The sequence below is a fragment of the Dyadobacter sp. HNCC25DJ184 genome (genome assembly GCF_056895215.1).
Genome location: NZ_JBXHAQ010000010.1, coordinates 73,603 through 87,959, shown reverse-complemented (window position 1 = coordinate 87,959; position 14,357 = coordinate 73,603). Strand labels below are relative to the sequence as shown.

The window sequence follows — 14,357 nt, the reverse complement described above, 5'->3', positions numbered from 1 at the left end:
CAGAATCATCCTCATTTCTATTTCTTTTGAATAGATCCTAAAGACGGTTGATTCCGCGACGGAGGAAACCTGAAAAAATCATTTACCGGACTTATAAATACTAGTTTCCTCCTTCATTTATGGATGAAAACGATGCTGCCAAAAGTGCAGGCGATAGCGAATTACACGAAAAATTACCCATTTCTGGTCTTTACGAAAGTTGGTTTCTAGAGTACGCTTCTTATGTGATTCTGGAAAGAGCCGTACCTGCGATTGAAGACGGGCTCAAACCAGTGCAACGACGTATCATGCATGCGCTGAACGAAATGGATGACGGCCGCTTCAACAAAGTGGCGAACGTCGTCGGTTCTTCCATGCAATATCACCCCCACGGTGACGCCTCCATCTATGATGCAATCGTTAATCTTGGTCAAAAGGAATTGCTTTTTGATACCCAGGGAAACTGGGGCGATATCCGTACTGGTGATGGTGCAGCGGCGGCTCGTTATATCGAAGTTCGCCTTTCGCGTTTTTCGAAAGAGATCGTTTTCAATGACAATACCACCGAATGGCAGCTTTCATATGATGGCAGGAAGAAAGAGCCGGTAACATTGCCCGTCAAATTTCCGCTGCTACTTACGCTGGGTGTTGAAGGTATTGCTGTTGGATTATCGACCAAAATTTTGCCGCACAACTTCTGCGAGCTGATCGAAGGATCGATTGCCCTTCTTCAGGGAAAAGAAGTGACAATCTACCCTGATTTCCTTACGGGTGGACAAATCGATGTTTCAAATTATAACGACGGAATTCGGGGCGGCAAAATCCGCGTAAGGGCGAGGATTGAGGAAGAAGACAAAAAGATGCTCATTATCAGGGACATCCCTTTCGGAACCACTACTTCATCTATTAGTGACTCTATTGTAAAAGCCAATGACGCCGGGAAAATCAAAATCAAAAAAGTGGTGGATAACACTGCTGCTGATGTCGAGATTCAGGTTCATCTGGCACCGGGTGTTTCTCCTGATATCACCATCGACGCGTTATATGCGTTCACCGAATGTGAGGTTTCTATTTCTCCGAATGCCTGCGTAATTATCGAGGACAAACCGCATTTTGTTGGTGTTTCAACAATTCTTAAATACAATACCGATCAAACGGTTGAACTGCTTCGCCGCGAACTTGAGATCAGGAAGGCTGCCTTGCTGGAGAAAATCCTGTACGGTTCGCTTGAAAAGATTTTCATCGAAAACCGGATATACCGTGATATTGAGGAGTGTGAAACTTTTGAAGACGTTATCAGGACCATCGACAAAGGACTTGAACCTTATAAACCACAGTTTTACAGAGAGATAACTGATGAAGATATTGTCGAGTTAACTGAAATTAAAATCAAAAGAATCTCCAAATACGACGGGTACAAAGCAGACGAGCTGATGCGTAAATGGGAGGAAGAATTGGCTGAAACCGAAGACAACCTTGCCAATATCATCCGCTTTTCGATTGATTACTACAAAGACTTATTGAAAAAATATGGAAAAGGCCGCGAACGCAGAACCGAAATTCGTGCCTTTAACCAGATCGCTGCCAACGTTGTGGCCGCTAACAACCAAAAGCTATATGTAAACCGCGAAGAAGGCTTCATTGGATATGGTTTAAAAAAGGACGAGTACGTGATGGACTGCTCGGATATTGACGACGTGATCATTTTCAGAAGAGACGGCAAATGCCTCGTTACCAAAGTTCAGGACAAAGTTTTTGTTGGAAAGGATATCATCCATTGTGCAGTATTCCTTAAAAACGACGAGCGAAAAGTATACAACCTCGTGTATCTGGATGGAAAAACGGGTATATCATATATCAAACGCTGCCAAATTACGGCAGTTACCCGTGATCGGGAATATGATCTGACACAGGGAACGCCCAAGTCTAAAATTGTATACTTTACACCCAATGACAACGGCGAAGCTGAAATAATCAGCGTCAGCCTCTCTGCCCAAAGTAAGGCCAAAGTAAAGCAGTTCGATTTCAATTTTGCAGATCTGCTGATCAAGAACCGGAGTGCTATGGGGAATATCCTCACAAAATATCCTGTTCGTAAAATTGCCCTCAAATCGGCCGGTCGCTCCACACTCGGTGGGGTTGATATGTGGTTTAATCCATTGCTTGGCAGGTTAAATAGGGACGAGCGCGGGGAATATCTTGGCAATTTCGGCCCATCTGACCAGATTTTGGTAATATATAAAGATGGTTCATATGAGCTTACCAATTTTGACCTGACGAATCACTACGAACAAAACGAAGTGTTGCTCGTTAAGAAGTTTGAAACTGATTTGCCGATCACTGCAGTTTACTATGATGCCGGGCAAAAACTCCATTTTATCAAACGCTTTAATATTGAAACCTCGTCGCTTGACAAGAAATTCCTGTTTATAAGTGATGCCAAAAACAGTAAACTCCTGCTAGCCAGCACAGACCGACGCCCTCGTTTCGAGATTGTTCCTGCTAAAGGAGCACCAGGAGATGCGAAAAGCATGGAATATGTAGTGGAAGATTTGGTAGAAATACGCGGATGGCGCGCTTTAGGCAACAAGCTTCCGATGGATAAATTTAAAGATATTCGCTGGCTCGCGTCTTTGGAGGAAGTGAAGGTGCCGGAAACGGAAGAACCGGACGAGATCGAAACCGATGATACTGAGTCGGAACCAGAGATCTCAAACGAAAGCGAAATTGTCGAGAAAACGGAAACAGACCGCCCCGGTATTGAAATGGAAATCGTAAATCCGGACAAAGTAGCGCATGATAATGAAAGCGAAGACGGCGATTCCGACACATTGGAGAACAAAACGGAAAGCAAAGCTAAAAAGGACTCGAAAAAAGGAAATGATCCGAAAAGTCAGCTCGGGTTGTTCGAGTAATTGAATGGGTGTTATGTTTAATGCAAAATGACGATCAGCCCAAAGAAGATTGATAATCAGTAACTAATTTTAGCTCGTTAGTGACTTTGTTACAAAATTAAGCGTAACCTAATATCAACATTTGAAAAAATTCACTCTCTAACGGCAACGAAACGACCGGATTTTAACGTAGTGTATAGAAAGATGAATACCTATGCCGAAGAAACTGGAAAACCTTTAACGTTGTTGTCAAAGAAAACCAGTACAATCACTGTGAAAAAACTGATAAAAGCATTCTTATTGATTGGCTTTTTAAGCTTGCTTTTTATCTTGCTGTGTAACTTCTGGGTTGTTTACAATACTCGTCAGTACAATTACTTTTCGATTGAAAATCTTCCATCCAACGATGTTGCTCTTGTTTTAGGGACAAGTAGGAACACCGAAAAAGGAAAAGAAAATCTCTTCTTTAAATATAGAATGGAAGCGACGGCCAGGCTTTTTAAGGAAGGAAAAATAAAGTATATCATTTTGAGCGGCAACAATGATTCGCAATATTACAATGAGCCGCTTGATATGAAAAAGGCGTTGCTCAATCTCGGGATTCCGGAAAATGTAATGACGCTGGACTATTCAGGTTATCGCACTTTCGACTCCGTTTTGAGATGTAAAGAGGTTTTTAACCAAGATCATTTTACCATTATTTCGCAAAATTTTCACAATGCAAGGGCGTTATATATCGCTCATAATGAAGGAATTAATGCCATTTCTTTTTCAGCTCAGGACGTCCCTGACGGCTATTCGATGCGAACGCTCATAAGAGAATATCTCGCGCGACCGAAAGCAGTTCTGGACGTTCATTTACTAAGACCAACGGCCGATTTGAAATCAAACATCGAGATAAAGAGGAAATGAATTACTTGCAGGAAGAATATAGCCACACACATATCAAAATATTAGAACTTCTGAAAAATAAACTAGCACTATTTTTTGTTTTTTTAGGAACTGTTTTACCTGCAAGCCTATACGCTCAAGGCACTCACATCATTAAGGGTCGAATTACAGATGCTGCTTCGGGCGACCCTGTCCCGTTTGCCAATATTGGAATTAAAGCTTCATTATCGGGTACCACCACCAATTTTGACGGATTTTATACGCTAAGCTACACACCTCCGGCAGATTCAGTCAGTGTTACCTACGTCGGTTATAATACACGAACTAAGGCCATTGCTCCTGACAAAACCGAGCAAATCATTGACTTTCAGTTAACTCCGGGAGAGTTGCAGTTACGGGAGGTAAAAATATACGCGGGCGAAAATCCGGCTTATGCGATTATGCGCAAAGTCGTGAATAATCGGAAAAAGAATAATATCGAAAGTCTGGCAGCTTACGAATATGAGAGCTATAATAAAATCCAGATTGATATAGACAACATTTCTGATCAGTTCAGAAACAGAAGGTCCGTTAAAAAAATGACGCATATCGTTGAAAGATTTGACGATGTGAAAGGTGATGACGGACAGGCTATTATCCCGATATTCATTTCCGAATCAGTGTCCAATGTATATTTCAGGAACGATCCGAAAAAGAAGAAAGAGATTATTCAAAAAACAAAAGTTTCGGGTGTCGGACTAACAGACGGGAGTTTTGTCTCGCAACTTGTTGGTTCTTCATTTCAACAATACAACTTCTATCACAACTGGCTCAATATTCTGGAAAAGGATTTTGTGTCTCCCATTGCTGAGAGCTGGAGGGTTTACTATGAATATTACCTGGCCGACAGCGTTGCCAATGGCTCATCACACGACTATCTGATTGAATTTGAACCCAGACAAAAGCAGGATCTCGCATTTACAGGGTCGTTTTGGGTCGACGGTACCACCTTCGCGCTTACTCAAATGGAGGCCAATGTGGGAAAAGACGCTAACCTGAACTTTATTGACAAGATAAAAATCCAGCAGGCATATGATCAGCTGGACAGCAACGATGCATGGGTGCCGACAAAAACCCGGGTATTGATCGACGTAGACGAACCGACCAAAAAAACAGCGGGGATGTTGCTGAAATTCTATTCGGCCAATTCGAATTATGTTGTCAACAAGGCTCGTGATACCAAATTTTACGATGCTGCCATCGAGCTGCATGAGGACTACATGGATCATGATTCTACTTTTTGGGCCAAAAACCGACCCGAGTCACTCACGAAACCGGAGATTTTAAGCTTCCAGTTGATTGACTCTTTGAAAATGCTGCCGGCTGTAAAAACCTATACAGAAATCCTCAACATTTTCGTCAACGGATATAAGAAGATTGACAAGTGGAATATAGATCTCGGTCCATATCTGTATCTCTACGCCAACAACGCCGTGGAAGGGAATCGATTCCGGATAGGCTTCCGGACCGATCCTGGCTTCAGTCGTACCTGGATTTTGCACGGATATGGAGCATATGGCACCAAAGATGCTGAGTTTAAATACGGTGCCGGAGTCGACTATATATTTTCCCGAAAGCCCTGGACGATAGGCGGTATATCTTACAGCAAAGACGTGGAAAGACTCGGAGTTTCTGCTGAAACTATTGGAAGCAATACTATATTCGGAGCTTTCACACGCTTCGGGGCTTTCCGTCGCCCTTATTGGCAGGAAGATGTGTCCGCATATCTTAAGAGGGAACTCATTAAAGGGGTTACGGGAAGTGTGCAGCTCCGCCACCGCGACTTCGTGCCTCTTTTCCCTTTTGCATACCGAACTCAGCCTGAAATAGGCGCAGACTCACCCCTGAGTAGCACCTATGATATTACAGAGCTGAACATGGAAGCAAGGTTTGCGAGAAACGAAACTTTCCTGCAAAACGATAATGAGCGTATCAGTATGGGAAACGGGAATCAGCCAGCCTTCACCCTTCGCTATACGATGGGAATGAAGAACTTTCTCGGGGGTGATTTCCGGTATCACAAATTCTCGTTTAACATCAAACAAGATTTTCGTGCGGGCGTCTTAGGCCGGACCTACTACAATGTCACTTTCGGATTTATCCCGTCTACTTTACCTTACACTTTGCTTTACACGCCACTTGGGAATGAGTCGCTGTTCTATGTTGACAACGCGTATAACATGATGAAATATTTTGAGTTTATCAGTGACAAGTATATCGCGCTGCGGTTTGAGCATAATTTTGAAGGGTTGCTGTTTAATCGTATCCCGGCGATTCGCAAGTTGAAGTGGCGGATGTTGGCCACCGGAAAGCTGTTCTACGGGACCGTAAGTGAGGCAAATAAAGCAGTGTCGCCGTCAGTGGACACCAGCGGAAACGAAATAACCCAGTTCAATTATCTGGGCAACACGCCATATATGGAACTGGGCTATGGGATCGACAATATATTTAAAGTGGGCCGCGTAGATTTCGTTCACCGATTGAATTATCTCAACAATCCAAACGTGTCGAAATTTGCAGTCAAAATCTCATTCTGGTTTAAACTCTAGCCGTCAACTGATGGCACGCAAATCCTTTTTAGTATACGTCAGATATATATCCTCTCCTATCGCCAGGTCATTGCGGTTTCTATAGAACGATATTGTCCCCTCTTCATTAATGCACCGAATCTCCCAGTGATTTCCATGAAACCTGACCGCGCTTACCTTTCCCTGCCATTTGCTTTTCTCAACAAATTTGGTCCTTTTTATCTTTTCGGGACGAATGAAATACTGTTTTCCGCCCTCCACACCAAGCCAGTTAATATCCCCCGTGAGTTCTGCCACGTAGCTATTCACAGGAGAGTCATATAGTTCCCGAGGCGTTCCGACCTGAATAATCTTTCCCTTTCTCAATACAGCAATCTTGTCCGACCAGGCCAGTGCGTCTTTGGATTCGTGCGTTACGAATACGCAGGCAGTTTTCTTCTGAATCTGCAAAGCCTCGATCGCATCAGCAAGCACACGCTTGTTATGTAAGTCCAGATGCGCAAACGGTTCGTCCAAAAGCAGCACTGCCGGTTCCTCTGCAAGTGATCGGGCGATGGCCGTTCTTTGTTTTTCCCCGCCGGAAAGCAACTTGGCTTTTTTGCCTTTTACATATCCCAATGCCGTCATTTCAATCAACTCATTAACTTTCTCTGCCTTATATGTCGGGTCGTAAAATCGCAGGGCATAACTGATGTTCTCCTCTACAGTCTGATTTGGAAAAAGCTCGTATTCCTGGTGGATGAGTTTGATCCGCTCATGTCCTGGAATCAGTTCGTTTTTCACCGGCGTAAGCTCTGTTTTCCCAAAATGCACAGATCCTGAATCCTGATCAATGAATCGACCCAATATTCTGAGCAAGGTACTTTTTCCTGATCCGCTTTCACCGAGTATCCCCAGCCACTCACCTTCGTGGAGCTGCAAATCGATATTCTCCAGGACGCTAATGTCCTCGTAGCTTTTGGAAAGACCTGAAGTTGTAAGGACTATTTTTGGTGCCGCCATTATTTTACCCAAACTACTTTGGTGTCAATTGGAGTCCGGCGTGCAGCTACTTCGGGAGCGTTATGATATCCCATGAAAAACAAACCCAAACATTTTTGATTTTCTGGTAAGTTAAGATATTGACCCAATTCCGGTAAAACACCCGGGCTACTCCAATATGAACCGATTTGATGGGCGGTGGCGGTAAGCCACATGTTTTGTACTGCACAAGCCACAGCAGCTGTTTCTTCCCATTCCGGTATTTTGTCTGAATGGGTTTCCATATTGATGATAATCACGCAATTTGACTTCATTACCTTTTCGCCCGCCGCCTCATATCTTGCCTGGGAAAAAGCCTCTGGGGGCGTAGTTGCCTTATAACGATCGGTAAAAAATTTTGCCAATGTCTTTAATCCCTCTCCTTTGAAGACCATAAATCTCCAAGGTTCGGTCAACTTATGGGTTGGGGCAAAATTGGCATTTTCCAATATCTCGCCGATAATTTCATCAGGGATATCCTGGGCGGTGTAACTTGGGGGAAAAATACTTCTTCTTGTCCTTATTATATTGTTAATGACTGTTACCGAATTATCCATTATAATGTACCATTAAGTAAATTGTAGTATAACAAAGCTACTGATTAATGTAAATCCCGAAGAACTTTTGATCTGATTTGATTAATATTGTGACTGGCAAATCGGGAATATCGGGCGATTTCCCACTTCGTTAATCATCCTAGGCGGCCTGTAAAAGTAACTCTGGAACCACTCACCATTTTTTCGTAAATTCAGAACTACACTTAAAATAACTTGCGCACCGCTTTTAAAATCATAAAAAAACACTGAGTCCCTATGCTTGTAACTACTACTCCGAACATTGAAGGTAAGAAAATCGTAAAATATATTGGTCTGGTCAACGGGGAAGCGATAATCGGCGCCAACTTCGTAAAAGATTTCCTTGCCGGTATACGTGATGTGGTCGGAGGCCGATCAGGTGCGTACGAGCAGGGACTCCGCGAGGCAAAAAGCATTGCCATCAGGGAAATGATGGAACAGGCACAACGCCTGGGTGCAAACGCCATAATCGGTGTAGACCTTGATTTTGAAACGATCGGAGGAAACGGTTCGATGTTGATGGTAAGTGCCAACGGTACCGCCGTTTCAATAGAGTAAATTGCTCTCGGCTGTCGGCTGTCGGCTGTCGGCTGTCGGCAAAAAACTTAAACGCTGCGGGATAGTTCCTGATTCCAAAATCCTTCAAAAGGAAAACGACCCGATAATCAAAAGCCGATCGCCGAAAGCCGTACTTAAAATATCTCCCGGGCAATTTGGGCCACGTTATCTGACTTGCCCATCGTATAAAAATGTAGCCCAGGAACTCCGTACGCTATTAATTCCTTGCATTGCTGAATACCCCACTCAATACCGATCTGACGAACCTGCTTGTCGGATTCCTGCTTTTCCACTTCGTTAACTAGTATCTGAGGGAATTCCAGGTTGAAAATTTTCGCTAAGACAGACAGCTGTTTTCTTGTCGACAGCGGTTTCAAACCAGGTATAATTGGCACAGTAATACCTTCTGCCCGACATCTTTCAACAAAATCAAAGTATTTCTGATTGTCGAAAAACATTTGCGTCACAATATAGTCTGCGCCCAGATCAATTTTCTTTTTCAGGAAAGAATAGTCGCTATCGAAACTAACGGCATCTATATGTTTTTCAGGATAACCAGCAATACCAATACAGAAATTGGTAGCACTGCTTTCGGTTTCTGCATTAAGCAAGACGCCATGATTGAGATTCACGACCTGCTCAACCAACTCAGAGGCATAGGTATGCCCCCCTTTTTTGGCTCTGAACACGCCTACAGACTTTTCCGGATCTCCACGAAGGACAAGAACATTATCGATCCCCAGATAGTGTAAATCAAATAAAACGTCCTCGGTTTCTTCCTTGGTAAATCCACCACAAATAACGTGAGGTACAGCATCCACCTTGAAACGCTCCATTAACCGAGCGCATATCCCAACTGTTCCGGGACGTTTCCGGATTGGAATACGCTCGATCTGTCCGTCGACACCGATGCGGTCAATGAGCTCTTCTCTATGATAAGTTACGTCTACAAACGGAGGCTTAAACTCCATTAAAGGTTCTATGGAAGAAAATAATTCATTTATGTTTTGCCCTTTCAAAGGCGGAATAATTTCGATTGAAAATAACGGTTTGCCGTTGGCGTGGTGTATGTATTCTGTAACCTTAGTCATGTAAGCGGATTCAAATCTCTAAAAAGATTACAAATCAACGGTATTTAAGGCAGCAAACAAACGGGAAGAGGCAAAAAAATAGCCTACCGCATAACAGTAGGCCATTCCACGTAAACCCTCCTCTATCAGTGTTCGTCAATTTGCATTGTGGTTCCGACAGGCGTCTTCACCGACAAAACAAGTACTTGACTGAATACTAATAACTAAAATTCTGTGCCAAATTATTAAACTAAATGATACCGAACAAGTAATATTAAAATTAAGTCTATCGACCGTAGGTAAAATTCTACAAAAATTTGAAATAAATTAAAAATTCGGAGCGGGAAAGTCACCGATGGAAAACATCGGTTTATTACATTTATTTTACAAAAACTTAAGTTTGCAAAATAATATTCTGCGAACGTACTATTTACCTACCGCAGCACGCGTCATTTCGATGTGCTCGATCCCATCCTCTAAGTAGACATCGGAGGTCTGAAAAAAATGAAAATTTTCGTAAAATTTTTTCAAATACAGCTGCGCACCAATCCGAATTTCAACTTGCCCGTAGATATTCTCTACACATTGTATCGATTGATGTAGTAATTCGACGCCATAACCTTCACCGCGACCTAGAGGTGCAACGACAACCCTTCCGATGGACGGGAAAGGGTACGATATATCTGCCGGCACAATCCGACTAACAGCCATAAGTCCTTTCGCTGACCATCCCATCAGGTGGCTACACAGCTGATCTTTGTTATCCATATCCTGAAAAAAGCATTGCTGCTCAAGTATAAAGACCTCAGATCTGAGCCTTAGTATTTGATACAGCTCATGATTGGATAAATCATCAAAAGATTTGAGTATCCAGTTAAGCTGCTGGTCTGATCCGTTCAAATTAATTGGGAAAGTTTTCAATTTTTGTCTGATTTGACTTGTCTTTTATAAATTTGCACCGCAGATTCATTCCTGTCGTTGGGCAAGGCGATAAATTAAGGAGCAATTTGTTCGACAGAGGGTAATAAACCAAACCAATAGTAAATAAAATAATTGAATGGGAAGAGCATATGAATACCGAAAGGCCCGGATGTTTAAACGCTGGGACAAAATGGCCAAAACCTTTACCAGAATAGGTAAGGATATTGCACTGGCTGTTAAAAGTGGAACATCCGACCCTACGACGAACCCGCGCCTCAGAGTTCTTTTGCAAAATGCAAAGGCAGCGAATATGCCAAAAGAAACCGTTGAAAGAGCGATCAAAAGAGCAAGCTCGAAGGATCAGGAAGATTACAAGGAAATGGTATATGAAGGGTACGGCCCTCATGGCGTAGCCATTTTGGTAGAAAGTACTACTGACAATCCAACACGCACCGTTGCCAACGTCCGCAGTTATTTTAACAAACTCGGTGGTAGCCTTGGAACTACAGGCATGCTTGATTTTATTTTTGAACGTAAATGCGTTTTCAAAATCAAAAATGATGGCAAAACTGACATCGAAGAACTGGAATTAGAACTGATCGATCTGGGTGGCGAGGAGATTTTTCTGGACGAAGAGACTAACCAAATCAATATCTATGGTGAGTTTACGAGCTTTGGTACTCTTCAGCATTATTTCGAAGATCACGGATTCTCTATCGAAGAAGCTGATTTTGAGCGTATTCCAAACGACAACAAAAAGCTCACCGAAGAAGAGATGGCTGAGGTTGAAAAGTTGATCGAAAAGATCGAAGAAGACGACGACGTTCAGAAGGTATTTCACAATATGGCATAACCTTTGAGGGTTTGTCATTTGTGGTCAGATTTTGTCAGAGAGTGGTCATTTGTTGAAAAATATTGATGATTTGACTTAATGTCTTTTCCTGATAAGGCTTAAGAAATACTAAGGATCCGGTGCTCCTTTCCCATAAATGTAAATGTTTCGCCGGAAGCTTTGCCCAGCATAAGAGCTCCGACGGGAGACGAAGGTGAAATGGCCACGACTGTTTCACCTTCGATGCTTAATTTACCAATACTAACGGCGATCATGAATTTTCCTGCCGTAGTATCCAGTAACGTTCCAACCGCACCTCGGGTCAATATTTCGGTTTCGCTTATTCTTTCCAGAACGAGTCTTTCCTGCCGGGCAGTCTCATATTGTTTGGCATACATATTCCTGTCAAGCTGCCCCATGGATCTGGAAGTCTCATATTTGTCCCCCATCGAACTTTTTCCCTGCTCATTGGCCGATTCTTGCGCAGCTTCCATTGCCGTCCATGCAGCTTTCATTCTTTCGTCCAGCATCGCTTTGAGATGATCTATCAGCAGGCTTTTATTCATATCCATTTCCATTAATTGGTGTGTATCGCGGAATATTCCAACGTACGCTTTGTTGCAAATGTAAAGGAGCCAGCGAAAGTTTCTCATATAACCCGGAGTTAAAAATTCTTTCAGGATAAATTTTGAACACGATTTCGCAAAAATATGATGCTCATCCTGAGTCAAAAAACCAATAACGGTCACCATCCCCAACAAATCAAAAAGCGGAAATCTTTATGTTTCTTTTTTGAATAAAGGGTTCGTTGTTATCTTTGCCAAACTTTCTTGAACATCAGCAATGACAAAACTTTCTGTCCGGCACCTGCTTGGAATTAAAAACCTGAACGAGAACGACATCCAAACTATACTGGAAACTGCAACTCAATTCAAAGAAGTTATTAACAGGCCGATCAAGAAAGTCCCTTCCCTTCGAGACATTACCATTGCCAACGTTTTTTTCGAAAATTCAACCAGAACTCGACTTTCTTTTGAGCTTGCTGAGAAAAGACTTTCTGCCGACGTAGTCAATTTTTCTGCCTCCGGAAGTTCAGTAAAAAAAGGAGAAACGCTTCTTGACACGGTGAACAATATATTGGCTATGAAAGTCGATATGATCGTAATGAGACACAGCAGTCCTGGTGCGCCGCATTATTTATCAGAACGAATCGCGGCCAATGTAGTCAATGCCGGAGACGGAACGCATGAGCACCCAACACAAGCCCTCTTGGATGCATTTTCGATGCGTGAAAAACTGGGAGATCTGGCGGGTAAAAAAATTGCGATTATCGGCGATATCACGCATTCCCGGGTAGCCCTTTCCAATATATTCTGCTTGCAAAAACTTGGTGCCGAAGTGATGGTTTGCGGGCCTTCTACCCTTATCCCGAAGCATTTGGGTCAGTTGGGTGTAAAAATAGGTCACGATGTGAGACAGGCACTCGAATGGTGCGATGTTGCGAATGTGCTTCGTATCCAGCTCGAAAGACAACAAATCAAGTATTTCCCTTCGTTGCGCGAATACTCTCTCTTCTTTGGAATTAACAAGGCGATGCTCGACGAAGTCGGAAAAGATATCATATTGATGCATCCTGGCCCTATCAACAGAGGCGTTGAACTGTCATCGGACGCAGCAGATTCACGTCATTCCATTATTCTCGATCAGGTAGAAAATGGCGTAGCAGTTAGAATGGCCGTTCTATATTTACTTGCTCAGCAGTAGGTTTATTCGGTCAAAAGTGGACGGCTGACGGGCGGCATAGCCGATGATTTTTGACAATTGCTTATTAACGGAGTTGTCTTCTTTCTCACAGTTTATCCATTCTCACTTTCAATTTTTGGCTGTCAAAGGCAGCATACGCCTGAATTTCTGTAGCTATTGATTGTCAGCTTTTGGTTATTTCCTGACGTTTTCTCTAACCGTTTTAGTTTTTATTTAAGTATATTTTTAGATTGATAACTGTGCATGTTTGATAACTTAAGAAATGCATTGATTGTCAGCGTTACGTTAACCATCGACCCTTTCTCCTGCTAACCCTTTATTTCCAAAAATCATGCAAACTACCGGAATGCTTCGCGATGGCGCTCTTCAAGGCAAAACGTTTATTGTTACTGGCGGGGGAACTGGCCTTGGAAAATCCATGACTGCGTATTTTCTGAAATTAGGCGCTAATGTTGTGATATGCAGCCGAAAGAAGGATGTAATTGATTCTACTGCATCCGAACTCGCGAGTGAAACGGGTGGCAATATAATGGCAGTGGAATGCGATGTCCGTAAAAATGAACAGGTCGAAAATGTAATTGCGGTTGCGGTTGAAAAATTCGGTCAGGTAGATGGGCTGATCAATAATTCTGCTGGAAATTTCATCAGTCCAACCGAACGACTTTCTCATAAAGCAGTGGATACCGTGGTAGATATCGTACTTCGCGGCACCTATTATTTCACATTGGCAATCGGAAAATACTGGATCGATCAAGGGATAAAAGGCACAGTGTTAAATATATCAACCACCTATTCCTGGACTGGATCCGGATGGGTTGTACCATCTGCGATGGCGAAGGCAGGTGTATTAGCAATGACCAAATCCCTTGCTTTTGAATGGGCAAAATATGGAATTAGGCTGAATGCCATTGCACCTGGACCATTCCCGACAAAAGGCGCATGGGAAAGACTGTTTCCTGAAGAATTAGCGGCAGGCTTCGCTTTTGAAAAACGGATCCCTCTTGGCAGAACTGGCGACCACCAGGAACTGGCAAACCTGGCGGCATATTTAATGTCTGATTTTTCTGCATATATGACAGGCGAGGTAATCACGCTGGATGGAGGCGAAATACTGAATGCGGGACAGTTCAATTTCCTTAAAGATGTCACTGACGAGCAGTGGGATTTGATTGAAAATCAGATTAAAAACGCCAACAAAAAAGGGAAGTCTGGAGAGTAATAATTTTTTACCGGTTTTATTGGGTAATTTTACGGCTTCGTTCGTTATTTGACAAATGAAGATATTT

At 42.9% G+C, this 14,357-nt stretch carries 12 protein-coding genes; 7 read left to right on the top strand and 5 right to left on the bottom strand.

Annotated features, from left to right (window positions below; translation table 11 throughout):
• Window positions 1-119 precede the first annotated feature (119 nt).
• From AC1XUD_RS16115 to AC1XUD_RS16105, 3 genes are all read left to right on the top strand, one after another.
• Window positions 120-2,894, top strand: coding sequence for a DNA gyrase/topoisomerase IV subunit A (locus AC1XUD_RS16115; protein WP_483362054.1), 2,775 nt, complete (start codon window positions 120-122; stop codon window positions 2,892-2,894).
• Between the two features lie 252 nt (window positions 2,895-3,146).
• Entirely contained in the window at window positions 3,147-3,785 is a 639-nt protein-coding gene (locus tag AC1XUD_RS16110; RefSeq protein WP_483362053.1) for a SanA/YdcF family protein, read from the top strand.
• Window positions 3,782-6,352 carry a DUF5686 and carboxypeptidase-like regulatory domain-containing protein gene (locus AC1XUD_RS16105; protein WP_483362052.1) on the top strand — a complete coding sequence of 857 codons (2,571 nt, stop codon included), beginning with the start codon at window positions 3,782-3,784 and terminating at the stop codon, window positions 6,350-6,352. The genes AC1XUD_RS16110 and AC1XUD_RS16105 overlap by 4 nt, the downstream gene beginning before the upstream one ends.
• 3 nt (window positions 6,353-6,355) lie before the next feature.
• On the opposite strand, the gene AC1XUD_RS16100 is transcribed toward AC1XUD_RS16105, so the two are convergent.
• Window positions 6,356-7,333, bottom strand: a complete 978-nt coding sequence (locus tag AC1XUD_RS16100) for an ABC transporter ATP-binding protein (RefSeq protein ID WP_483362051.1) — start codon at window positions 7,331-7,333, stop codon at window positions 6,356-6,358.
• Window positions 7,333-7,908 (bottom strand): nitroreductase family protein, encoded by a 576-nt coding sequence (locus tag AC1XUD_RS16095; protein ID WP_483362050.1) that lies wholly within the window; start codon window positions 7,906-7,908, stop codon window positions 7,333-7,335. The genes AC1XUD_RS16100 and AC1XUD_RS16095 overlap by 1 nt, the downstream gene beginning before the upstream one ends.
• A gap of 255 nt (window positions 7,909-8,163) precedes the next feature.
• Here AC1XUD_RS16095 and AC1XUD_RS16090 point away from each other — a divergent pair, with 255 nt between their 5' ends.
• A complete protein-coding gene (locus AC1XUD_RS16090; RefSeq protein ID WP_483362049.1) occupies window positions 8,164-8,484 on the top strand; it encodes a heavy metal-binding domain-containing protein in 321 nt (106 codons plus the stop codon).
• A 134-nt stretch (window positions 8,485-8,618) separates the two neighbouring features.
• Here the strand turns inward: AC1XUD_RS16090 and metF are convergent, their stop codons facing one another.
• Both metF and AC1XUD_RS16080 read right to left on the bottom strand, forming a co-directional pair.
• Window positions 8,619-9,575: a methylenetetrahydrofolate reductase [NAD(P)H] gene (metF, locus tag AC1XUD_RS16085; RefSeq protein WP_483362048.1), complete on the bottom strand. Its 957-nt coding sequence runs from the start codon at window positions 9,573-9,575 to the stop codon at window positions 8,619-8,621.
• Window positions 9,576-9,980: 405 nt separating this feature from the next.
• Window positions 9,981-10,475: a GNAT family N-acetyltransferase gene (locus tag AC1XUD_RS16080; RefSeq protein WP_483362047.1), complete on the bottom strand. Its 495-nt coding sequence runs from the start codon at window positions 10,473-10,475 to the stop codon at window positions 9,981-9,983.
• Between the two features lie 136 nt (window positions 10,476-10,611).
• On the opposite strand from AC1XUD_RS16080, the gene AC1XUD_RS16075 reads away from it, so the two are divergent.
• Entirely contained in the window at window positions 10,612-11,328 is a 717-nt protein-coding gene (locus tag AC1XUD_RS16075; RefSeq protein WP_483362046.1) for a YebC/PmpR family DNA-binding transcriptional regulator, read from the top strand.
• A 98-nt stretch (window positions 11,329-11,426) separates the two neighbouring features.
• Here AC1XUD_RS16075 and AC1XUD_RS16070 read toward each other — a convergent pair whose 3' ends face one another.
• A complete protein-coding gene (locus tag AC1XUD_RS16070; protein ID WP_483362045.1) occupies window positions 11,427-11,960 on the bottom strand; it encodes a transcription elongation factor in 534 nt (177 codons plus the stop codon).
• Window positions 11,961-12,150: 190 nt separating this feature from the next.
• Between AC1XUD_RS16070 and AC1XUD_RS16065 the strand changes: the two genes are divergently transcribed.
• Both AC1XUD_RS16065 and AC1XUD_RS16060 read left to right on the top strand, forming a co-directional pair.
• Window positions 12,151-13,071, top strand: coding sequence for an aspartate carbamoyltransferase catalytic subunit (locus AC1XUD_RS16065; protein WP_483362044.1), 921 nt, complete (start codon window positions 12,151-12,153; stop codon window positions 13,069-13,071).
• A gap of 331 nt (window positions 13,072-13,402) precedes the next feature.
• Entirely contained in the window at window positions 13,403-14,290 is an 888-nt protein-coding gene (locus AC1XUD_RS16060; RefSeq protein WP_483362043.1) for an SDR family oxidoreductase, read from the top strand.
• Window positions 14,291-14,357: the final 67 nt, after the last annotated feature.